Origin of the sequence: Methylobacillus gramineus (assembly GCF_020532675.1) — a bacterium.
GTDB lineage: Bacteria > Pseudomonadota > Gammaproteobacteria > Burkholderiales > Methylophilaceae > Methylobacillus > Methylobacillus gramineus.
On the sequence record NZ_JAJAVE010000001.1, the window covers coordinates 251,598 to 273,160 of the forward strand.

Here is a 21,563-nt window from a genome sequence, read left to right on the forward strand (position 1 = left end):
GTTGGCAATAGGAAAGTCAGCGTGAAATGTCCTTTTTGCGGTGACGACGACACGCAAGTGATTGACTCGCGTGTCAACGACGAAGGCGATTCCATCAGGCGTCGCCGTCGTTGCTCTGCCTGTGACAAGCGTTTTACCACCTACGAAACCGCCGAGCTGCATTTGCCGCAAGTGGTGAAGCAGAACGGTAATCGTGAAGAATTTAATCGCGACAAGCTGCGACTTTCCTTTACGCGTGCCCTGCACAAGCGTCCGGTGCCTACTGAGTATGTGGATCGTGCACTGGATCATATCGTGCAGAAAATCCTTGCCAAGGGTGAGCGTGAAATCATCGCGCGTGATCTTGGCGAGATTGTCATGCAGGAATTAAAGGCCATAGACAAAGTGGCGTATATCCGCTTTGCCTCGGTGTATCGCAGTTTTCAGGATGTGGATGACTTCAGTGATGTCATCCGGGATCTGGATTAAGGCGAAGCGCTAACGTTCGGTATTCCTATATGCTTGCCTGAGTTTGCAAGCTTGAATAGCGTCATCCTCTCGCACCATCAACGTATTCCTTATTGTGCCGTACCCGGCCCAGCCTTTATCATGGCTGCATCATGACTATTTCTACCCGTTTCAGCGCCCTAGATCATCAATATATGGCTGTCGCCTTACGTCAGGCCGCACGTGGTTTATATACCACGAGTCCCAATCCGCGGGTTGGCTGCGTGATCGTCAAGGACGGCCGGATTGTCGGGCAGGGAGCGCATTTGCGCGCTGGCAAACCGCATGCGGAAGTGCATGCGTTGCGTGAGGCGGGTGCGCTGGCCGCAGGAGCCGATGCTTATGTTACGCTGGAACCATGCAGTCATTTTGGTCGTACCCCGCCTTGTGCCGATGCCTTGATCAAGGCTGGCGTGCGCCGGGTGGTGGCAGCGATGCAGGATCCCAATCCCTTGGTGGCCGGCAATGGCCTCAAGCGACTGGCAGAGCAGGGGATTGTGGTGGCTTCAGGCTTGTTGGAGGCTGAAGCGATGACATTAAATGCGGGCTTTGTGTCACGCATGACCAGGCAACAGCCTTTTGTCCGGAGCAAGATTGCAGCTAGTCTGGATGGCAAAACCGGCCTGCTTAATGGGCAAAGTCAATGGATCACCGGTGCTGCGGCGCGACATGATGTACAGCGCTGGCGTGCGCAGTCCTGCGCCATCCTGACCGGCGTGGCTACCATACTGGCGGATGACCCACAACTGACGGTGCGTGATGACACCCTGCTTGAGCTGAAACATGGCCTACAACCTTGGCGGATTATTGTGGATAGCCATTTGAGGATGCCAACAAAGGCCAAGATACTGGCCGCTGGGCGTGTGCTGATTGCGCATGTGGATGGCAAACCTGAGTATGTACATGCTTTGCAGGAGGCCGGGGCAGAGGTGGTGCAGCTAGTTGGAAATAACAACCGTGTATGCCTGGCTAGCCTGCTTAAGTTGCTAGGTGAACGACAAATCAATGAGCTCATGGTCGAGGCGGGCCAGGCAGTCAATGGCAGCTTGCTGCAACAAGGCCTGGTGGACGAGCTCCTGCTTTATTATGCCCCAGTGATTTTGGGTGATCAGGCACGTGGCATGTTTGCCATGGATGCCCTGACCGATATGCGACAGAAATTGCATTTACACACCCTGGATACCAGGCAGGTAGGGGCTGATCTCTTCATGCGTGCCAAGCCCATATTGGCAGGATAAACCGTGCTGATCGACACGCATTGCCACCTCGATGCCCCTGAGTTCGATCAGGATAGAGAAGCTGTCGCTCAAGCGGCGTTGGCTGCCGGCGTGCAATGCATCGTGATCCCTGCTGTGGAGCGTAATAACTTTGCCACAGTGAAGCAGCTACGCGATCAATACCAGCACTGTGTCATGGCGCTAGGTATACACCCCCTGTTTGTGGATCGTGCCCAGCCGCAGGACTTACAGGTGCTGGAGCAGCAGATTGCCGAGGAAGTGGAAGCTGGGGGCATCGTCGCCGTGGGCGAGATCGGCCTGGATTTTTTTATTGAAGACTATGACCGCGAGCAACAGGAGTTTTATTTTATCGAACAGCTCAAGCTTGCACGTCGCTATGATTTGCCGGTATTGCTGCATGTCAGGCGTTCGGTCGATGCGGTACTCAAGCAGGTGAGGCGGTTCAAGGTACGTGGTATTGCCCATGCATTCAACGGTAGTCAGCAACAAGCCGAAGCGTTTATCAAGCTAGGATTCAAGCTGGGGTTTGGGGGGGCGATGACCTATGAGCGGGCGCTGAAGATCAGGAAACTGGCAGAAGTATTACCGCTGGAAGCTATCGTACTCGAAACAGATGCGCCTGACATTCCTCCAGAATGGCTTGGGCACCATGGTCGCAACAGCCCTGATCAACTGTGGAAAATTGCGGAGGTACTTGCAGAAATACGCAAGGAAAATATTGCTCAGATTGCTGCAATAACAACAAAAAATGCTATTGACATCCTGCCAAAACTGGCTGACTTATGCACACCACCTCATGTGCTACTTTAAGTTGTGTTAAAAAATGTTAACAATCCAATGACATACAATAAGCCATTGATTTATATATAAAAAATATTGGATTAAAATTTAAGCGTTTTAAAAAAAACGTTATGGAATGGTAGCTTACGTTTTCAACCCACAGCTATCCACAAAATTATCCACAGATTTTGTGGATAGCTCTGGCGTATTAAAAATCCCTAGTTCAGTGATTCCGTCAAGCTGTTATCTGCTTCTGGCAAATAAGCAAAAATCCACTCTATATAGGCTTTTTTCTTTTCAAAGTTTTTATAGCGTTCAGGGAAATTCCTGGTTTTAAACGGCTGCTCTGAAGACAGGCTGTACACCCCCATGATGCCGCCGCTAGGGGCATACAATAGCCCCCATCCAGGGCGTCCAGTAGTTGGGTCTATATACAATTGGCGCAGATAGCGTTGTGGTACAGGAAAGCGGTCATCCTTGAGCAGGGATTTCAAAGTAGGGGGGAATTGCTTGACCATGCCCGGTGACTGGTTGTAATAATTGCCGATGGCCTTGCGTAGGGTATCGCCTACCTTGAGTAATTCCTGCTCTCGTTCACGCTTGCGGATGTTGCTCCAGCTGTTGCCAGCCTCGGCGAGGCTGAAACCCACCAGCATGATGATGAGCAGCGCGCCCATCAGGCTAAATCCACGCTGCGTCAATCTACCATTCGGCATAGTAGCTGCCATCCGCTGCCACCTCTTCTGAACCGCTACGTATGTCATATACCAGGCCTTTGACCTGCGGATCCTCGGGGGGAATCACGATCCAGCTCTCGCTTGTTTCCGTGAGCGGGTCTTCCGGAATGGCACGTAGGTATTTGCGCTCAACCAGGTCATATAGTGTGTCTGGATAAGTGCCGGTATCACTGTAGAATTTATCGATAGCATCTCGCATCACAATCAGGTCATGCTTGAGCGAGGTTTCGCGCGCCCGGTCTATGCTCTGGAAATAACGTGGCGTCACCAGGCTGAGCAGAGTGGCGACAATCGCCATCACCACCAGCACTTCAATCAGCGTAAATCCCTTGCGCAGGCTATGCATGGCTACCATTCCCGGTAAGGCCGCTGATCCAGGCCTTTGTCATTCGAGAGTGAATAGACGTCATATACATCGTCCCCCTCAGCGGGTTCCTCGAAGGAGCTGGCATAGCTACGTTTACCCCAGCTGGCTTCTGCCGACAGCTCTGGATCATTAGCAAAAGGGTCGCGCGGAATACTACGCAGAAAATAAATCTTTGCTTTTTTCGGGTCCCGCGGGTTTTCCACTCCCTGTACCAATATCCTCAGGTTGGGCGGGTAACCGGATTGCCCCGGCGTTTTCTTGATCAAGCCGTCATCCACGGCTTTTTTGTAGGCATCAATGGCGTCGCGTAGCTGCCACAAATCACGCTTGAGCTCCTGCTCCTTGTTGCGTTTGGCGCTGATCTGCATGACAGGGGCGGCTGAGCTGAGGATGAGCGCGAGTAACACCATAGTCACGAGGAGCTCGATCAGCGTAAAGCCACGCATTTTCCGGAGAGTGTGCATTATCGTGGCGTGCCGTTATCCGGGCTGGATATTTCATCCATGGGGCGCATGACCGATCCTGCAAATGAGCGGTCGGATTCTGCACGTTCAGCCTGTATCTCCTGTGGCGTTTTGACGGGTGCAGCTGATTGCACGGCCACATTGTTGTTGATTTCCACATTGGGGCGCCCGCCACGATTGGCACCACCGCTACGGTCAATCCCGGCTGGAAAGGTGGTATAGACCGCATCTGCCGGTGTCAGGTTGTTGATGATGTGCGGCGTGATGAGGAGCGCAATTTCTTTTTTGCTATGGTCATTGTTTCGGTCGCTGAACAGCCTGCCGATAAAAGGCAGTTTGGACAGGCCGGGAACGCCGTTGGAAATTTTCTGCTCATCATCCCTCAGCAAGCCTGCCAATATCTGCGTCTCGCCGTTCTTGAGACGCAGTATGGTATTGGCATTACGCGTGCCTATGGTGTAAGTCACGGTCCCCGTGCTGGAAGTGAGTCTATCGGTTTGATTGCTGACTTCCAGGCCCACCTTGATCGATACTTCATCCTTCAGCATGATGGTAGGCTCTACATCCAGCTTGATGCCCACCTCAATGTAGTTGACCGTTTGGGAGACAAATCCTGTGGAGTTGGCGACGCTGGTCAGTACCGGGATGCGGTCGCCAACGTGGATCTTGGCTTTTTCCCGGTTTTTGACACGGATATGCGGGTTAGCCAGCAGGTTGGTGTCTGTATCCTGTTGCAGCAGGTTGAGTGCCAATACCGGGTCGCTGATGCTGAACACGCCCAGGTTGGAGTTGAAGTTCTTCAGTTCATTCACGGTGAGTTTGCCTGGAGACAAGGTAGTGGTGCCGTTCACCGTATCTCTTCCTTGCACACCTAATCCTACCGAGGTGGGATAGCGGATGCCGATGTTTTCCAGGCTGCGTCGGTTGATTTCCAGCACTTCAACCTGCAGCATGACTTCTGGCTCAGCCATGTCTTGCGAAATAATGAGTTTCTCTGCGGTACGTATGGCTTCTGCCGTATCGCGCATTACCAGGGTATTGAGTTTCTCATCTACATAAATGTCCTTGGTCTTGACCACGGTCTTGATCATGCTCATGAGTTTCTTGGCATCGGTATTGCTCAGGTAAAAGCTGCGGACAAAGGTTTCCTGGTATTCCTGGCTACGGCTCTGCGGATAGATCAAGAGTGTGTTGTCGTTCAACACTTTCTTTGCCAGCTGGTTGCTGGTGAGTATGACTTCAATCGCTTCCTCTATTGGCGTGTTGCGCAAAAACACACTGGTGCGTTGGTCGCCGCGCAATTCCTGATCATAGGTAAAGTTGATGCCTGCGGCTTGGGAGATAAACTCAAAGATAGACTTGATGGCGACATCCTTGAACTCCAGTGAAATCGGCCGCTTGAAGGCAGAGCGTATCTGCGGTGGATTGGTGAGCTTGTCCATGCGTTTTTGCTCTATCTGTTCAAACAGGGCGCGCGCGCTGGTGTTGCTGGCATCCTCCGCCAGAACGGCACGGGCCAGGTTTTGTGCGCCTTCTGCGTCGTTGTTGGACAACAGGTCTTGCGCACGCTTCATGATTGCTTCATGGGTGCTAGCAATACGCATCTGCTGTATGCCATTTTGCGCACGCTGGTTTTGCTCATCCATATCGAGCACGCGACGATAGGCAATATCGGCCTCGCCCCAGCGCTTGTGTTGCCTGAACTGATCAGCTTCCTTGAGCAGGATCGCGAGCTGCATGTCTTGCTGTTGCTTTAAATAGGCCCGGTATTCCGGGTTTTTCGGGAAGCTGTTTATCAGGCTTTGCAGGCGTTCCATGCCTTCTTCCACCTTGCCTGCATTGATCAATGTCTTGACGTGCTGGTATTCCAGATTTGTTTCCTGCGGTTTCATTTCCCGGGAAGAGCAGGCGGCGAGTGCGGTCACCAGCAATATCACGCTGATGCGGGTGTAAGGGACTGCTTTCACTGGCTATCTCCAATCATTAAAGGCACTTCTGCGCGTAAAGGCAGATAACTCAAGATCATTTTCGGCGGTGCGATGCTGCGCACTTTCCATTCGCCAACCACATCGCCAGTCTTGACGCTGTAATTTTTGTCTCCCATGGAGAGAAATACGGTGAACTGGCCGTTATCTTCCAGCTTGCCAGCATAGGTAAAAGGTAAGGGGGGGATTTCCACGGCTTGTTGGGCTATCGCTTGCTGTGTCTCCAGCGCCTGTTGGGTCTTTTCAGTATTAGCACTGAACAGATTGTGTGTGAGATCCGTCATCGGCTCACGCTTGAGTTTTTGCATGTCCAGCACCATGGCATCAGCATCCTTGGGAGGCTGCGTCGTTTGCCGGAATTGGGGAGAGGCTGGCGTGGGTCTGGTGGTTGCGCTTACTTGTGCAGTGCTCTCGTCCTCTGCCATAGAAGTCCAGATGGTGGCCAGCACGCTAAGTGCCAACCCTGCCCAGATCATGATCTGTCTTGGCGCGAGAGGACGACTCATGAATCATCCTTTTGCAGGTATAGCGTAAAGCGCAGTCTGGCTTCCACCGTTTCACTCGTGATGTCTTCGCGCTTGAGGCTGATTTCATTCAAGGCCGAGGCCGGGATGGTATTGAGCACCTGGCTGATAAAGCTACGGATTTCCATATAGCTGCCATGCACCGGCAAGGTAATCTGGTAGGTGGAAAAGTGCGCAGCATGGTGGCGACTCAAGACATAGTCCACCTTGTCCGGGATTAAGCCATGGCCTTCGGCGGTTTCCAGAATGCTGGCAAGGAGGGTGGTGGCTTCGTTCTCGCGGGGCAAAAACTGGTAAAACGTATTGAGGGAAGCCTGTGGGGATTTGTCTATCCATTGACCTTGATGCCGTGGCATTGCCTGGTGCATCTTCGCCACATCCATTTCCAGCTTGTCCAGCGCGCGTGCTTTTGGCCAGCCTACTGCCATCCCCACCAATATACTGATTAACAAGAGCGCAAGGCCTGTGACTCCCTGCCAGCCAAGCTTGCCCGCCTGGTATTGTGCCCAAACGATAATCGGCTGTTGTTTTACTGAACCCATATCGCCTCCACCACAAAGCGGACTGGCATAGTGCTGTCAGCATGGTATTCATGCGTCAGCAGTAATACATCGTTGAAAATGGGCGTATTGCCCAGGTTTTTGACATAGCCAAACATGATGGCGACATCACTGGTTTCCGCAGTGATGCGCAGCTTGTGCTGTTTGGGGTTGGGTTCAACTGAAACCAGCTTGATATCGGGGCTGGAAAGACTTTCCAATCCCGTGAACAGGGATTGCCAGGGCAGAGAGAGTTCTTCCATCACACTTTTAACCGCAACGATCTCCTCCAGCTTGGTTTTACTTTCCTTGCCGCTGAGCTTGACCCCACGTGCAGGCTGCTGCATCTGGTTGATATCCAGCTCCAGCACGCTGTTTCTCTGGCTGATTTTCTGCAGGCTTACGAGCAGTATCACTACACTCAGGCTACCAATGATCAGCAACGCCAATCCCCAGGTATTTCTGTGGTCATCGGTTTGTGCATGATTCAGGGATACAGTCGGTAGCATCTTAACTCCAGGCTTCCATGTTGACTCTTGCGCTATGCAGCGGCGTGGATGTGGCCAGTGAGAAAATATTGCGTACTTTGCGCCCTTGCAGAGTGACCTCGATATTGGGCTCTGGCCAATAAATAAAGACGGGCCAGCTGCTGGCATCCGTACCAGCAATAATGGCTTCACGTTCTATCAGGGCTTCCAGCTGGAGCTCCAGGTCGGATTCCGCCGCATAGCTTTGCAGGCTGAGCCATTTTCCATTTTCTATCAGTGCGATCAACAAACGCCCATGTTCAAGCATGACCAGGCAAAGTGATGGAGGCAGTGGCTTGCGGCCAAATTGCTGGCGTACCACATTCATTGCCATCATCAAGTGCGGATGGATGTTGCGTAATGGCATGCCGGCTTGCCTGAACTCCTGTCGCAAGGCTTGTAGCAGCTGATCATCAATGGCACTGGCAAGGGTGGGGCTGCCATAAGCGGCAGGGCTGGTGCGTACATCCCACTTGCGTGAAAACTCACCGTAAGCCTGCAAAAAGCAATGGCGTACAAATGCCTGTTGCTCTTGCTGGCTGGTCAGGCCTGCATTCCAGGGAATGATGGAATAATTTGCAAAGTGGTTGGATACGACCACTTTCGGATTGCAGCCGCGCCAGCGCGATTCCTTCAATATCTTGTTCAGGCTGGTGACCGCAGGTTGCCAGAATGTCGGATTGGTGGCCTTGGACAGGTTGCTGTTGTCGGTAGCAGCTAGGGCAATCTCGTCTATTGCGACCAGGGTGTGCTTGATGCCGCCTTTAAGTCTCAGCAAAGTGAGCTTGTGTGGCTGCAGCAGTACCCGCAATTCATCCCGCCAGGGCGGGGACCAGTTAAACGAGGGAGGTAACACGATTGATCTCCTGTAAGGTTGTTTCGCCGCGTTTCACCATGTCGAGCGCGGCCTCGCGCATCGTGCGGGTGCCGTTGGCGCGTGCGGCTTCCTTCACTTTGCGTACTGGCTCACGGGTGACGATGAGTTCGCGGATCAGATCGTTAAATACAAGTAATTCGGCGATGGCTTTGCGGCCTTTGTAGCCTGTTCCGTGGCATTGTCCACAACCCTGGCCGTGACGGAATCTGTATGCAAGCGCGGCTTCAGGGCTAATGCCAGATTTCTCCAGCAGCTCTGCATCCGGCTGATCATCTACCACGCAGTGTGGGCATAAGGTGCGTACCAGGCGTTGTGCCATGATGCCGTTGATGGCAGAGACAAAGCTGTAGGGATCGACATTCATATTGGTGAAGCGGCCGATGACATCAAACACATTGTTGGCATGCACCGTGGTCAATACCAGGTGGCCCGTCAGTGCGGATTGCACGGCAATCTGTGCGGTCTCCGGATCACGGATTTCACCCACCATGATCTTGTCAGGATCGTGGCGCAAAATGGAACGCAGGCCGCGGGCAAACGTCAGGCCTTTTTTCTCATTCACCGGGATTTGCAATACGCCAGGCAGTTGGTATTCAACCGGATCTTCGATGGTGACGATCTTGTCCTGGCCGTTATTAATCTCGGAAATAATGCCGTATAGCGTGGTGGTTTTGCCTGAGCCTGTAGGGCCGGTGACCAGCAACATGCCATAAGGCTCTTCTGCCAGCAGGCGAAAACGCGCCATGATGGCGGGTTCAAACCCCAGTACATCCAGGCTCAGTCCCTCTGCCTGGTCAGAAAGCGCCTTGCGGTCCAAGATACGCAGTACCGCATCCTCGCCAAAAACGCTGGGCATGATGGAAACCCGCATATCGACTTCACGGCCAAGTGCCATGACCTTGAAACGGCCATCCTGCGGGATGCGGCGTTCCGCAATGTCCAGTTCGGACATCACCTTGATACGTGAGATGGCCTGGTCTGCCTGCATGATGCCGTTGATACTGCCTACCATGCTGAGCACACCGTCTATACGGTATTTGATGGTGAGCCCGTGCGGGTCGGTTTCCATGTGAATGTCGCTGGCCCCGGCCTTGAGCGCGTCATATAGTGTGGAGCGTACCAATTTGACCACCGGGCTGGTGTCTTCTGAAATCGAGCGGAGTGAAATGTCCTCAATACTGTTGTTGCCACTGTCGATATCGCCATGTTCGGGTACCAGGCCATCCATGGCGCGCATGCTCTCCTCATAACGTGAGAGAAATGCGCTGATATCCTTGTGATGCGCCAGCGCCCAGCTCACCGGCTCCCGCACCAGTTGGCTCATACGGCTATGCAGGTGCGGGTCAAACGGGTTGGCATAGACCATATGTAGTTTGCCTTCTGCATCGCGCAGGGCAATGCACTCCTGTTTGCCAGCATCCGAGAAAGCCAGCAGGCTGAAATCAGGCTGCATGTCATACAGTGCCAGGATGCTGTAGACCGAGTAACGCATCAGGGAGCCTAGTGCCAGCATGAAGCTTTCGGAGTCCAAAGTGGAGATTTCTTCCAGCACATCCAGCAGGGGCTGTTTGCTTTGGGCCGCCAGCTCACGCGCAGCTTTTACCTGCTGCAGGGTAAGAACTGGTGTGGCTTGGAGCACGGATCTATGATCCAGTGGCTGGTTCATTGGATACTCCCAGCCAGGTCAAATATCGGCATATACATCAGCACCACCACAATGCCTATGATCAAGCCGATGACGACCATCAGCAATGGCTCCAGCAGGCGGGTAAACCAGTCCACGGCGCGCGCAATTTCCTCATCGTAGAAGGTGCCGATGCGTTCCATCATCTCGCCCATGCGACCAGTGCGCTCACCCACACGCAGCATGCGGATGGCGATGGAGGTAGTCATGCCATGCTCTTCCATGGCAGTGGACAGTTGCTTGCCTTCACGAATGTCATGCTCAGCCAGCTGCAGGCTATGGCGCAGGCTAGGCTGCAACAGGGATGCCACCATTTGCATGCCAGTGACCAATGGGATACCGCCGCGCAGCAGCATGCCCAATGTGCGATAAAACCGTGCCAGCTGGTAAATACGCATGGTTTCACCCAGTGCAGGAATCTTCCACACCTGGCGCATCACGGTAGCACGCACCGCCTGGCGACTCAGCAGAAAGCCCAGCATTAATGCGACTGCAATAGAGACCGTCAGCGCGGCTGATCCGTGATCATGCAGCAGTCGCCCCCATGCCAGCAGCACCTGCGACATCCAGGGCAGGTCAGTGCCTGCGCTTTCATAAATGGTGCTGAATCGGGGCACAACGTAACCCAGCAAGAACAACATGACCAAGCCACCGACCATAATCAGCAGCACGGGATAAATGGAGGCAGTCACGATTTTTTTTCGTACGGCGTCCAGTTGGCCTTGATAAGTGACATGCCGGCCCAGGGCTTCCACCATGTCGCCAGTACGTTCACTGCTGCGTATCAGGGCCACATAGAGTGGGGGGAAAACGTTAGGGAATCTTTCCAGCGCACTGGAAAGCGGCAAGCCTTCATACAACAGAACCATGAGCTGGTTGAGCAGGGTGCGCGACTCTGCATTGGCCTCTTTTTCTGCCAGCGCCTCTATGGCCTCGATCAGACTCAGGCCTGAGTCCAGCAAGGACAGCAACTCCTGACTGAACAGCAGGAGGTTGAATTTCGACTTGCGAAACCCTTTGCCCGCCGTCATCTTGCCTTGCGCACGTAGCGCCAGTACGCTGTAGCCCTGTGCCTCGGCCAACACCTGTGCCTGCAGGGTATCGCCAGCCTCTATCGTCAGCGATTGTATCTCTGCGCCGCGTGCTACTTTTAGATCAAATTTCATGCATCTTTCCAGTGTTCCCAGCGATTGCCTTATTGCCAGCTCACCACATCAGCAGACTCTTCGGTGCCACCAAGCTGCCCATCCTTGCCAAACGACCACAAGTCATAATCGCCATGCTCACCGGGTGAACGGTATAGATAAGGCTTGCCCCATGGATCTATCGGTAGGGCTTTCTGCAGATAAGGGCCATGCCACCGGCTTTCGTCCGAAGGTGCGCTATTCAGGGCTTCCAGGCCCTGTTCGGCAGTAGGGTAGTGGCCGGTATCCAGACGGTATTGGTCCAGCGCTTTGCTCAGTGCGTCTATCTGTGCCTTCGCAGTCTTGGTTTCTGACTTGCCGATCTGCGCGAAATATTTTGGCCCAACATAGCCTGCAAGCAGGCCAATGATGACCATGACGACCAATAATTCCAGAAGAGTAAAGCCCTTGTTGGTTGTGTGTATGGGTCTTGTGATTGTTGGATGGGAGTAGGGGTACATGGTGTCATCCTTAAAATGGGTTAAGCGTATCTTGGTGATCTACGGAAGTTGTCGGTGCTATCGTGGCCCCAGGTGGCACAAAGCCGGGAACATTCAGCTCAATGAAAGGCGCGATGGTCTGGCGTAGCCGAATCGCATCTGGCAAGGTCGCAGGAGCTTCGGCCGAGCAGTCAGTCTTGATGTACAACATGGCAGAGGCTGGACGTTTGAGCAGGCCAATCGCGGTAGTAAAGTTCACCCAGTTGTCATTCAAGGCGGCAGACTGATGTGAGGCAATAGATGCTGCTGTATCTGGCTCTTTACGCTCTAATCCATTGATCGCCTGATGAAATGCCGGGATGGTCTTGGGCTGCCTGGCATAGTGCGGCCCCTTTTTATACTGCACTGCCGTGAACGTACGTCCAATGCGATACACAGGCTCTGCACTGGATGAGGTCAGTGCGTACGCAGCTTCAATCGGCAAGCCGCCAAATCCGCCACGCGCCACATCGCTGATGCGGAAGTATTGGCGGCCTTTTTTTTGCGTGTCGTAATCAGCGTCCTGGCTAGACAGGCTGATGACCTTGGTGCCGTAAATGCATTGAGTCTGTGACTGGTTGCGCCAGACAAACTCAACCACACTGGCTATCTTCTTATCTGCATGATCAGTGTAATCATTATTCATCACCGCCTGGCGTACCGCATGAGTGACCAGTGTATAGCCTTCCAGTGGTGCCGTTAGGTCGCTCTGTGGAAAGACCGCACAGGTATTGCTGACTGTGGGCGTTGGCTTCAATGGAATCTGGGAGCGGCCATCAGGATTGAATTTTCCGCTGTTATTGCACAAGGTATAGGCACTGGTGCCATCTTCCACAGCAAAACCTTCTGCCGGCAGTGCGACAAACCCGGTGGCCAATGCCAGTGTGGGGTATGTCCCCACTACTGCCATGATGGTAAGCACTGGTCTGATGCGGGCGGAGCGGCTGGATATCTGCATATGCTAGCGCCTAGTTCACGGCGAAATACTGGTTGAGCGCATGCAGCTGGGCTTCATTGAGCACACCAGCAGCCTGTTTCAGGTTGATGATGTCGTTCACCAACACATATTGCACGCGGCTCAACTCCAGCCGGCTGCTATAGAGTTTCTGCTGCGCATTCAGTACTTCTATATTGGTGCGTGTGCCCGCCGCAAAGCCTTTTTGTGTGCCTTCAACTGCAATCTCGCTTGATTTCACTGCCTGCCGGTAAGCAGATAGTGCAAGCAGTCCACTGCGGATGCTGTTGACGTATTTTCTGGTATTGGCTTCTGTATCGCGGGTGCGCAGGTTGAGCAGCTCTTCGGCAGCATCCACCCTGCTATTGGCCTGTCTGACGCTGGCGTTGGTATAGCCGCCAGCAAACAACGGCATATTGAGTTGCAGGGCAACGGTGGTGGTGTCAAAGCGTGACCCCAGCGTGTTATTGCTGTCATTTTCGCTATAGGAGCGGATGCCGACCAGATCCAGCGTGGGGTAATGGCCGGCGCGTTTTTTCTCTACTTCCTGCCGTGCAGCCTCCACGGAAAGACGGGCAGCGGTAATTTCAGGATTATTGCCTAAGGCTTGTTCCAGCCAGTAATCCAGGCTTTCTGAGTCCGGGATGTTGAGGGGTAGCTGGTTGGTGTTCAGTGGGGCAATCCTGTCCACTTGTTCACCACTGATGGTGCTCAGGTTTTGCTTGAATACTTCCAGCGAGTTTTGTGTGCTGATCAGCTCTGCCTGTGCCAGTTCCAGTGCGGCCTGTGCTTCGTTGATTTCCGTGATGGTGCCTTCACCGTGCTCGTAGCGTCGCTGGGCCTGATCACGCTGCTGGGTAGTAGCATCAATCTTGTTCTGCAAGACATCGACTTTTTCCTGGGCGTACAGGGTTTCAAAATAAGCCGAGGCCAGGCGTGTAATCAGTGTGGCATTTTCTTTCAGCAACAAGGCTTCTTTGCTTTTGATACTGGCTTCGGCACCGCGGTAGGTCGCCATACTTTCCTTGTTGAACAGCGTCTGGCGCAGGCTCAGGGTGTAACTGTGAATATCATAGTTGAGGCGGGTATCGGTGCTCCCCAGCGAGGTTTGTGTGGTGCGGTCAGTGGTACCGTGCCCCACATTGGCCCCAAACTGAACACGAGGCAGGAAGAGGGCGCGGCTTTTATTGATTTCCTCGCGCTCTGCTTCCGTGATGGCTTCTGCCGCCTTGTACTGGGCATCGTATTGCAATGCTTTCTGGTAGAGGCTGAGCAGGTTCTCTGCAGCCACCGATGCCTGGCTGGTGAACATCAGGGGGAGTGCTATGACCAGCGACAGTAGCGTGGTCTTCAGGTCGGCGTTGTGCAGGCGATGAGTCATGATGGCAAACGCTTATTCTTCTTTCATGGAAGCGGCGATACGCTTGACCAGTGGGTGCATGAGGTAGGTGAGCAAGGTGCGCTCGCCAGTGCGGATCACGATCTGCACTGGCATCCCAGGTTGCAGGCGTCGGTCGCCCAGGGTTTTCATGCCCTGTTCCGTGATATTGACGCGTGCCAGGTAATAACTGAACGCGGGCTGGCTGCCACTGCCAGGCTCCAGTAGCAGGTCGGTGGAAACCGTCTTGACCTGGCCTTCCAGCAGTAATTGCGGCGTATTGGAAAAACTGGAAAACCGCACGTCCGCATCCTGCCCGACATGAATCTTGTCGATGAGGTGGGGAGGGATCTTGGCATCAAGAATCAGGGGTTCGCCAAACGGCACAATATCCATGATCTTCTGTCCAGGCTGGATCACGGCACCTATGGTATGCACCTGCAAGCCAACCACCTGGCCGCTGACCGGCGCAGTCACGGTGACGCGTTGCAGCTCATCTTTCAGGGGCTTGTACTTTTCAGCATCGGCCTGGACCGCCAGTTTGACCTGCGCCATCTCGGTGTCTATTTCTTTTTTCTCGGTTTGCTGGCGCGCGCTGATACGTTGATTCAGCTCCAGTATGCTTTTCTGGCTGCGCAGTATGTTGGACTCAGTGCTGGCAATCTGGCCGTAGGTTTGTGCCAGCTTTTGCTCTAGCTCATTCTGCTGGTTGCGTGGGGCATAGCCCTCACTCACCAATTGCTTGATGCCTGCCAGTTGCTCGTTGAGCAGATTGCGCTGGGATTCATAGCTAATAAGCACGCCTTTATAACCGTCGATCAGCACCGTTTGTCCTTGGATGGATTCCCGCATGGCTTCCACATCGGCAAACAAGGCTTGCTGGCGCGCACGCAGCAATTGGGATTGGTTGAGCATGAGTTGCTGGATGTAAGGATCATCCTGCTGTTGGATCAGGTCTTGATTAAAGCTGATGCTGCTGGCCCCGGTTTTTTCAGCCGTCAGGCGACTCTCTTGCGCACGCAAACCCATGTAACGCTGCCTGACTTCATCAAACCTGGCCTTGCTGGCAGTGTCATCCAGTGTAAACAGCACATCGCCAGCCTGGACTGACTGGCCTTCACGTACCATGATCTTGTTGATAATGCCGCCGCTCAGGTGCTGCACCGTTTTATGGCTGCTTTCCACATTCACCACGCCGTCGGTAGGCACACCTTCATCCAGCGGGGCTAGTGCTGCCCATAACAGAAAGCCACCCAGCCCGAGCACAAGGATAATCAGGCCCAGCCTGGTCGGGTTTTGGTTATTGCCGTAATCATGGAGGGCGACAACCCTGGGATGTGCTGCTGGCAGAGTATCGTCATTGGTCAGCTGATGATTGGCCGGGGCTGGTGTTGTCTGGGGCAAACGCATTGCAATACTCCTTAGGCCGCTTTTGATGCCAGCTTTTGCTTGGCCTGGTTTAACTTGTTCTGGTTTAACTCGGCAATCACTTCGTCACGGGGGCCGTGGTGTGAGACGGCACCGTTTTCCATAATGAGCAGTACATCGGTGATTTTCAGGATGTTGCTGCGGTGAGAGATGATGACTATCGTCTTGCCCTGGTTCTTGAGCAGCAACAGGCTAGCCAGCAAGCTGGCCTCGCCGTTTTCATCCAGGTGGGAGTTGGGTTCATCCAGCACGATAATGGCGGGCTGCTGGTAAATGGCGCGTGCCAGACCGACTAATTGGCGTTGGCCACCAGAAAGCACGGCATTGGTATCATCCAGGCGAGTGTCATATCCCCTGGGCAGGCGCAATATGCCTTCATGAATACCCGCGGCTTGCGCAGCCTGTATGACTTTGGCAGCGTCTGGCTGCTCAAAACGGGCGATGTTGTCTGCAATCGTGCCTTCTATCAGCGCAATATCCTGTGGCAGATAGCCTATGGATTTGGCATAGGTCTGCGCGGGGAGGTTGGCAATCGGGTAACCATCCACCAATAGTGTGCCAGCCTGCCAGGGGCATACACCAATCAGGCAGCGAGCCAGGGTGGTCTTGCCCGAGCCGGAAGGGCCCATGACTCCCAGTATCTGCCCTGGATGTATCTCCAGATTGATATTGTGGAGCAGGGTCTTACCGCTGTTCTCCAGCGTCACCGTCAACTGCTCAAGAGTGAGCTTGCCTTTGATTTCAATCTCTGGAGTCCCAAAGTCTGGTTCACTGTGAAGTTCACTGGCAAGCAGGCTATCGATCTTGTTGGCAGATTGGCGTGCCTGGATGACTTGCTTCCAGGTGCTGACAATGATGTCGAAAGGTTGCAGTGCTCTTGCAATCAGCACATTGGAGGCAATCATCGCACCTATGCTGATGTCGCCTTTTACCGCTAGCAGGGCGGCTATGCCCAGCATGGCGGATTGCATGGTGTAACGGGCAAACTTGTTGATCTGCTGGTTGCGGTTTTGTACTTGTACCGCTGTAGCATCCAGCTGGTTCCAGCGGTTTTGCACCGCTTGCCAGCGTGTACGTATATGCGGAAGCATGCCCAGCACGTGCAGGGTTTCAATGTTGCGCACCTTGCTTTCGATGAATTGCAAGGCAGTGCTGCGCGCCTGGCCCGCCTGTTGTAAAGGCTGGTCACTACTGCGCTGGTTCCAGAGTGCCAGCCCAAACTGGATGATGCACAAGATAATGGCCAGCACTCCCAGTACCGGACTCAGGATAAAGAGGACGGCAACGTAAAGGAGTGTCCATGGCATATCAAAAAAGGCAAATAAACCATTGCTGGTGAGGAATTGACGGATAAATGTCAGGTCCTGCATGGCTTGATTGGCTTCTTGACCGGCTGACTGCGTATTTTTTGCAAAGCCCAGCCTGAACAAGCGGCTGGTCAGCAACTGATCAAACTTCACCCCCGCCTTGATCGCGCTGGTGGAGCGCACCCATTCCGAAAATGCCATGACCACAAAGAAAAAGCAGGTGATCAAGGTAATGGACAATAGCGTGAGTTCGTTCTTGCTCAACATTACCCGGTCATACAGCTGTAGCAGGTAAAGCGTGGGAGCCAACATCATGAGATTGGTCATCATGCTGAAGATCGCGACTGATACCAGCTCGTGCTTGAACAATGGCAGATAGCTGCGCATGGAATGCCTGATGTTCATGAGCTGCTCCTGGCGCTGGTGGGCTGTGGCTGGTATTGCAACGAGGCAATCACCTCATCGGGTTTGCCGTAACGCAGTATCTGCCCCTTCACCATCACCATCATAGTGTCAGCCACGGTTTTGATGCCCTGCAAGTGGGTGATGATGACAAAAGTGGTGTGACGACTTTTGAGGATTTGCACCATCTGCTGTAAAGCCTCTTCACCAGCTTCATCCAGATTGGCATTGGGCTCATCCAGCACCACGATGGCAGGATTGCCGTAAATAGCCCTGGCCAGTCCGATTAGCTGTCTCCGACCGCCGGAAAGGAAACTACCTTCACTGCCAATGCGCGTGTTGATGCCCTCAGGCAATTCAGCCAGCATGGTGTGCAATTGGAGTAAATCAATCACCTGATTCAACAGGTCGTGATCAACCTCGCCAAAGCGAGTGATATTCTCTGCAATCGTACCATCCAGCAGCTCGATATTCTGCGGTAGGTAGCCGATGTGCTGGCCCAATGTAGCTTTGTCCCATTGATACACATCCACGCCGTCGAGCCTGACCTTGCCATTGCTTGCGGGTATCAACCCGACCAGCAATTTGGATAAGGTGGTTTTGCCAGAGGCTGATGGGCCGGTAATCAGCAATACTTCGCCTGCGTGTAGCTTGAACTGGATATTCCGCAACAAGGGTTCACGCAGGTTGTCACTTAATGAGTAACTGAGGTTTTCTACCGTGATCTCACCGCTGGGTGCTGGTAAGGCCATCCCTGGCTCGCGGGCAGGAAAGCTATCCAGCAGCTCTTGCAGTCTGTCGTAGGATTCCAGTGCGCCAGCCAGGGTACGCCATTGCGCGATCAACTGGGTAAATGGGGCCAGCACACGCGCCGCAAGAATGGAAGCCACGATCATCATGGCAGCGCCATTTTCCAGTGAATGATTGATGACCAGATAACAACCCAGCCCGAGCACCAGAGAGGTTTGTAATACCTGTAGCAGTTTGGATAAAGCGGCATTTTTGCCTGCAATATCAGAGGCCATTGCCTGGTGCAGCAAGAAACCTTGCTGTTTTTCTTGCCAGCGGTTTTGCAAGGCATCCAGCATGCCCATGGACTGGATTACCTCTGACTTTTTAGTGATGCTGGAAAAGTAATTCTGCGCAGCCAGCGCATATAGGTTGGCTTTCACCATCTGCGGCTGGATACGATATTGGTTGATGCAGGCAATGATGGTTTGCAATGCCAGGCCGATGAGCGTGAGATAACCCAGGCTGCTATGAATGTAGAAAATGGCAATGATGAAAATCAGGATAAAAGGGACATCGATCAGCCCGGCAAGAGCGGGGGAATAGAGGCTTTCCTTGAGGCTACGATAGTCTGAAAATGCCCGTTGTGCGGGGAAGTTAAAGTTCTGGAGCTTGGCTGCAGCGGCAGCATTGAACACTTGATCGTTCAATGTGTGATCCAATTGGAGCGATGCCTGGAACATCATGCTGCGACGTATCCATTCAAGACTTTCCATGATCATGTAAATAAAGACCACCATCACGGTCAGCATGAGCAAAGTGCCAAGATTACGACTGTAAATCACGCGATCATAGACTTCGAGCATGTACCATGACGGGGCTAATACCATCAAATTGGTAAACAGGCCGAAAAAAACCACCTTGCGGTAATGAGGGGTGAGCCTCATCAAGGCTTTTTTCAGTACAGCTGTGTTGTTATTGGTTGTCACGTGCGCAAGGTTTCCTGGAAATGAAATTAGGAAGTTGAACGGGCCGATACAAGACCGGCCCGGCCTACCTAATTAAACAACCACGATATCTGTTGCGGCGATCGAAGTGACCCCGGTGAGGATCGCGATATCCACAGCTGCGCTGCCACCATTGCCATCTGCGTAATACTGCAGAGTATTGGTGGATGTGTTGAAGACAAGATAGTCATCCGCATCAAGTGGGCCAGAACCGATCACTAAGTTGCTGGCATTGAACCCAACGAGAGATTCAAATTGATCAATGTTTAGCTCGAGCTTGTCCACGCCGCTGGCGAAATCGGTGATGGTGTCGGTATCATCGTTAGTGAGATCAACTCCAACGTTTTCATACCATTGCACTTCGTCGTCATCGCCGGTCACGGTTTGTGTCCAGATCTTGCCAAAAGCAAAAGTATCGGAACCAGAGCCGCCAGTCAGAGTATCGTGTCCGCCGTTACTGACGAAGCGATCATCCTGAGTTGTGCCAATGAAGGTCTGGGTGTTGCCATTCCCCTCAAAGGTCAGGCCGTTGGCTGTTACGCCAGAAGCATCCACTACAACATTGTTGATGGTGCCGCCATTGTTGCCCAGCGTATTGGACAGATCAGACACAGTGCCGTTGGCGCGGAAGTAGTAATTGTCATTGAGCAACTGCAATGCGGTGTTTTCCACATTGAGGCGACCCACAGTACCACCTACCTGCACCACTTCCACGCTCTGGAAGTTGGCATCGTTCAACACGATAGTACCAGCAGCCTTGCTGTTAGCGCCAATGCCTGTAGTGATGCGCAGCGTATCAGTACCATCGCCACCAACAATCACGTCATGCTTGGCACCAGTAGCAATCCACTCCTTGTTACCATCATCAGCCTTGGAAGTAGTGCCTTGCACACCACTACCAAACCCGCCGATCAAGAAGATGTCGTCACCTTCGCCGCCGTCGAGATAGTCAGCACCACCATGACCAACCAACAGGTCATTGCCGCCATTGCCGTACACTACATCATCGCCTAGACGCGCAGTGACGTAATCAACTCCATCGCTGCCATGAACGATTTCGCGGGCACCAGCTGACTCATTGGCTCCGTCAATGCGGACATAGCTGCCTTCTTCGCCTTCAGTGGCATCGTAAATAATGTCTACATTATGGAAGAGGTTAGCAACAGAGTAGTCGTCCACCTCAAAGGTAGCAGATTCATACTCAACCTCTTCAGCACCAACGATGTCCTCATCTGGCTCAAATTCTGTTTCTTCAAACTCGAGTTTGATTGTGACAGATTCAGTCGGGCCGCCAGCAACACCATAGATATGGGTGCCTGGGTTGAGGAAGCCGAGGTTTAGAGATTCGCCATTAGCCTCAAGTTGCTCGGCAGAAAGTGTGATGTTGACACCGCTGGCTAGTTCAAGTCTTTCAATTCCTGAGAAAAGGAGAGACTCCGAGAAATCGCCGGAAGTGTGGAATTCGATGGTATCAACAGCGTTATAGCCTTCAATAGTTGTAGCATAGGTGCTGATAGCTGAAGATCCTGGTCGGGTTTGAATATTCAAGCGAACATCTGTTTCAATTTCCTCAGACATTTCTTGATCTTCGATTTCAACATATTCACCAGTTTCTGTATCGAAAACCGCGAGCTCCTCCTCTTCTCCTCCCTCTTCTTCTTCTCCCTCTACTTCGGTTACATCTATGTAGCGGGCTGGAGACCCGGAGTTATCGAGACCTGAAACTCCTCCTTGAATAACTGTTAAACCTTCAAGCTCATTACTGATTTTAAACGTATCGTTACCACTTCCCCCGATTAGTGCATCTTCAGAAGTTACTAAGTATAAATTACCTGTGATTGATTCATCACCTGCAGTACTTTCTCCACCTTCTATATAATCAATACCATCACCTCCGAACAAAATGTCATTACCAGCACCTCCATAAATTACATCATTGCCTGCGCCTCCGAAAATGACATCGTTCCCAGACCCAGCATAAATATTGTCATCTCCATCTCCACCGTCAATGATATTGTTACCATCACCTGCATCTATGACATCATTGCCTTCACCACCATAAATGATGTCATTGCCGGAGCCAGCCTGAATAATGTCATTGCCAGCGCCTCCATCGATAATATTATTTCCATTATTGACCGATCCATCGCCTGTCCTGATTATGTCGTTTCCAGCGCCGCCATTTAAAATATCGTTACCGGCTCCACCAAAAATGCGATCATTGCCATTCCCACCGTAAATAATGTCGTTACCATCTCCACCATTAAGTGTGTCGCGGCCCTCTCCACCATAAATAACGTCGTTACCACCTGCTCCATTGATATTGTTTCCAAGATCATTGCCAACAATATAGTCTCCAGAAGAAGTGCCTGTATATGAAGTTTCTGTTGAGTTGAAAATTTTAATAGCCATTCTGATCTCCTAATTTTTAAATTTCTTGGTCAATGATTAGCAGGGTATTTTTCCTGCCAATCATTGCATTTCGA

General features: G+C 52.7%; 20 protein-coding genes. 3 read left to right on the forward strand and 17 right to left on the reverse strand.

Annotation, left to right across the window (positions count from 1 at the left end; genetic code table 11):
• Positions 1-21: 21 nt before the first annotated feature.
• The 3 genes from nrdR (at position 22) to LG201_RS01245 (ending at position 2,534) form a co-directional block, all read left to right on the forward strand.
• Positions 22-468 (forward strand): transcriptional regulator NrdR, encoded by a 447-nt coding sequence (gene nrdR, locus LG201_RS01235; RefSeq protein ID WP_226757050.1) that lies wholly within the window; start codon positions 22-24, stop codon positions 466-468.
• 131 nt (positions 469-599) lie between these two features.
• Positions 600-1,724 carry a bifunctional diaminohydroxyphosphoribosylaminopyrimidine deaminase/5-amino-6-(5-phosphoribosylamino)uracil reductase RibD gene (ribD, locus tag LG201_RS01240; RefSeq protein WP_226770367.1) on the forward strand — a complete coding sequence of 375 codons (1,125 nt, stop codon included), beginning with the start codon at positions 600-602 and terminating at the stop codon, positions 1,722-1,724.
• A gap of 3 nt (positions 1,725-1,727) precedes the next feature.
• Entirely contained in the window at positions 1,728-2,534 is an 807-nt protein-coding gene (locus tag LG201_RS01245) for a TatD family hydrolase (RefSeq protein WP_226770368.1), read from the forward strand.
• Between the two features lie 188 nt (positions 2,535-2,722).
• On the opposite strand, the gene LG201_RS01250 is transcribed toward LG201_RS01245, so the two are convergent.
• The 17 genes from LG201_RS01250 to LG201_RS01330 form a co-directional block, all read right to left on the reverse strand.
• Positions 2,723-3,232, reverse strand: coding sequence for a type II secretion system protein (locus LG201_RS01250; RefSeq protein WP_226770369.1), 510 nt, complete (start codon positions 3,230-3,232; stop codon positions 2,723-2,725).
• The gene (locus LG201_RS01255) at positions 3,207-3,587 is read right to left on the reverse strand and encodes a type II secretion system protein (RefSeq protein WP_226770370.1); all 381 of its coding nucleotides are present in this window, start codon (positions 3,585-3,587) and stop codon (positions 3,207-3,209) included. Before LG201_RS01255 ends, LG201_RS01250 begins: the two co-directional genes overlap by 26 nt.
• Positions 3,588-3,589: 2 nt before the next feature.
• Positions 3,590-4,072 (reverse strand): type II secretion system protein, encoded by a 483-nt coding sequence (locus LG201_RS01260; protein ID WP_226770371.1) that lies wholly within the window; start codon positions 4,070-4,072, stop codon positions 3,590-3,592.
• Complete coding sequence (locus LG201_RS01265; RefSeq protein ID WP_226770372.1) at positions 4,072-6,039, reverse strand: secretin and TonB N-terminal domain-containing protein; 1,968 nt, start codon at positions 6,037-6,039, stop codon at positions 4,072-4,074. Before LG201_RS01265 ends, LG201_RS01260 begins: the two co-directional genes overlap by 1 nt.
• Complete coding sequence (locus LG201_RS01270) at positions 6,036-6,563, reverse strand: hypothetical protein (protein ID WP_226770373.1); 528 nt, start codon at positions 6,561-6,563, stop codon at positions 6,036-6,038. Before LG201_RS01270 ends, LG201_RS01265 begins: the two co-directional genes overlap by 4 nt.
• Entirely contained in the window at positions 6,560-7,123 is a 564-nt protein-coding gene (gene pilO, locus LG201_RS01275) for a type 4a pilus biogenesis protein PilO (protein ID WP_226770374.1), read from the reverse strand. The genes LG201_RS01270 and pilO overlap by 4 nt, the downstream gene beginning before the upstream one ends.
• Entirely contained in the window at positions 7,111-7,629 is a 519-nt protein-coding gene (locus tag LG201_RS01280) for a hypothetical protein (protein ID WP_226770375.1), read from the reverse strand. The genes pilO and LG201_RS01280 overlap by 13 nt, the downstream gene beginning before the upstream one ends.
• A 1-nt stretch (position 7,630) precedes the next feature.
• Positions 7,631-8,503, reverse strand: coding sequence for a hypothetical protein (locus LG201_RS01285; RefSeq protein ID WP_226770376.1), 873 nt, complete (start codon positions 8,501-8,503; stop codon positions 7,631-7,633).
• A complete protein-coding gene (locus tag LG201_RS01290) occupies positions 8,484-10,190 on the reverse strand; it encodes a GspE/PulE family protein (protein ID WP_226770377.1) in 1,707 nt (568 codons plus the stop codon). Before LG201_RS01290 ends, LG201_RS01285 begins: the two co-directional genes overlap by 20 nt.
• A complete protein-coding gene (locus tag LG201_RS01295) occupies positions 10,187-11,374 on the reverse strand; it encodes a type II secretion system F family protein (protein WP_226770378.1) in 1,188 nt (395 codons plus the stop codon). Before LG201_RS01295 ends, LG201_RS01290 begins: the two co-directional genes overlap by 4 nt.
• A 29-nt stretch (positions 11,375-11,403) precedes the next feature.
• A complete protein-coding gene (gene gspG, locus LG201_RS01300) occupies positions 11,404-11,853 on the reverse strand; it encodes a type II secretion system major pseudopilin GspG (RefSeq protein ID WP_226770379.1) in 450 nt (149 codons plus the stop codon).
• Positions 11,854-11,863: 10 nt separating this feature from the next.
• Positions 11,864-12,829, reverse strand: coding sequence for a hypothetical protein (locus LG201_RS01305; protein ID WP_226770380.1), 966 nt, complete (start codon positions 12,827-12,829; stop codon positions 11,864-11,866).
• Between the two features lie 10 nt (positions 12,830-12,839).
• A complete protein-coding gene (locus LG201_RS01310; protein ID WP_226770381.1) occupies positions 12,840-14,207 on the reverse strand; it encodes a TolC family outer membrane protein in 1,368 nt (455 codons plus the stop codon).
• Positions 14,208-14,219: 12 nt separating this feature from the next.
• Entirely contained in the window at positions 14,220-15,614 is a 1,395-nt protein-coding gene (locus LG201_RS01315) for an HlyD family type I secretion periplasmic adaptor subunit (RefSeq protein ID WP_226770382.1), read from the reverse strand.
• A gap of 11 nt (positions 15,615-15,625) precedes the next feature.
• On the reverse strand, positions 15,626-17,344 hold the full coding sequence (locus LG201_RS01320; protein ID WP_226770383.1) for a type I secretion system permease/ATPase: 1,719 nt from the start codon (positions 17,342-17,344) through the stop codon (positions 15,626-15,628).
• The gene (locus LG201_RS01325; RefSeq protein WP_226770384.1) at positions 17,341-19,059 is read right to left on the reverse strand and encodes a type I secretion system permease/ATPase; all 1,719 of its coding nucleotides are present in this window, start codon (positions 19,057-19,059) and stop codon (positions 17,341-17,343) included. Before LG201_RS01325 ends, LG201_RS01320 begins: the two co-directional genes overlap by 4 nt.
• 72 nt (positions 19,060-19,131) lie before the next feature.
• Positions 19,132-21,489, reverse strand: a complete 2,358-nt coding sequence (locus tag LG201_RS01330) for a calcium-binding protein (RefSeq protein WP_226770385.1) — start codon at positions 21,487-21,489, stop codon at positions 19,132-19,134.
• Positions 21,490-21,563 lie beyond the last annotated feature (74 nt).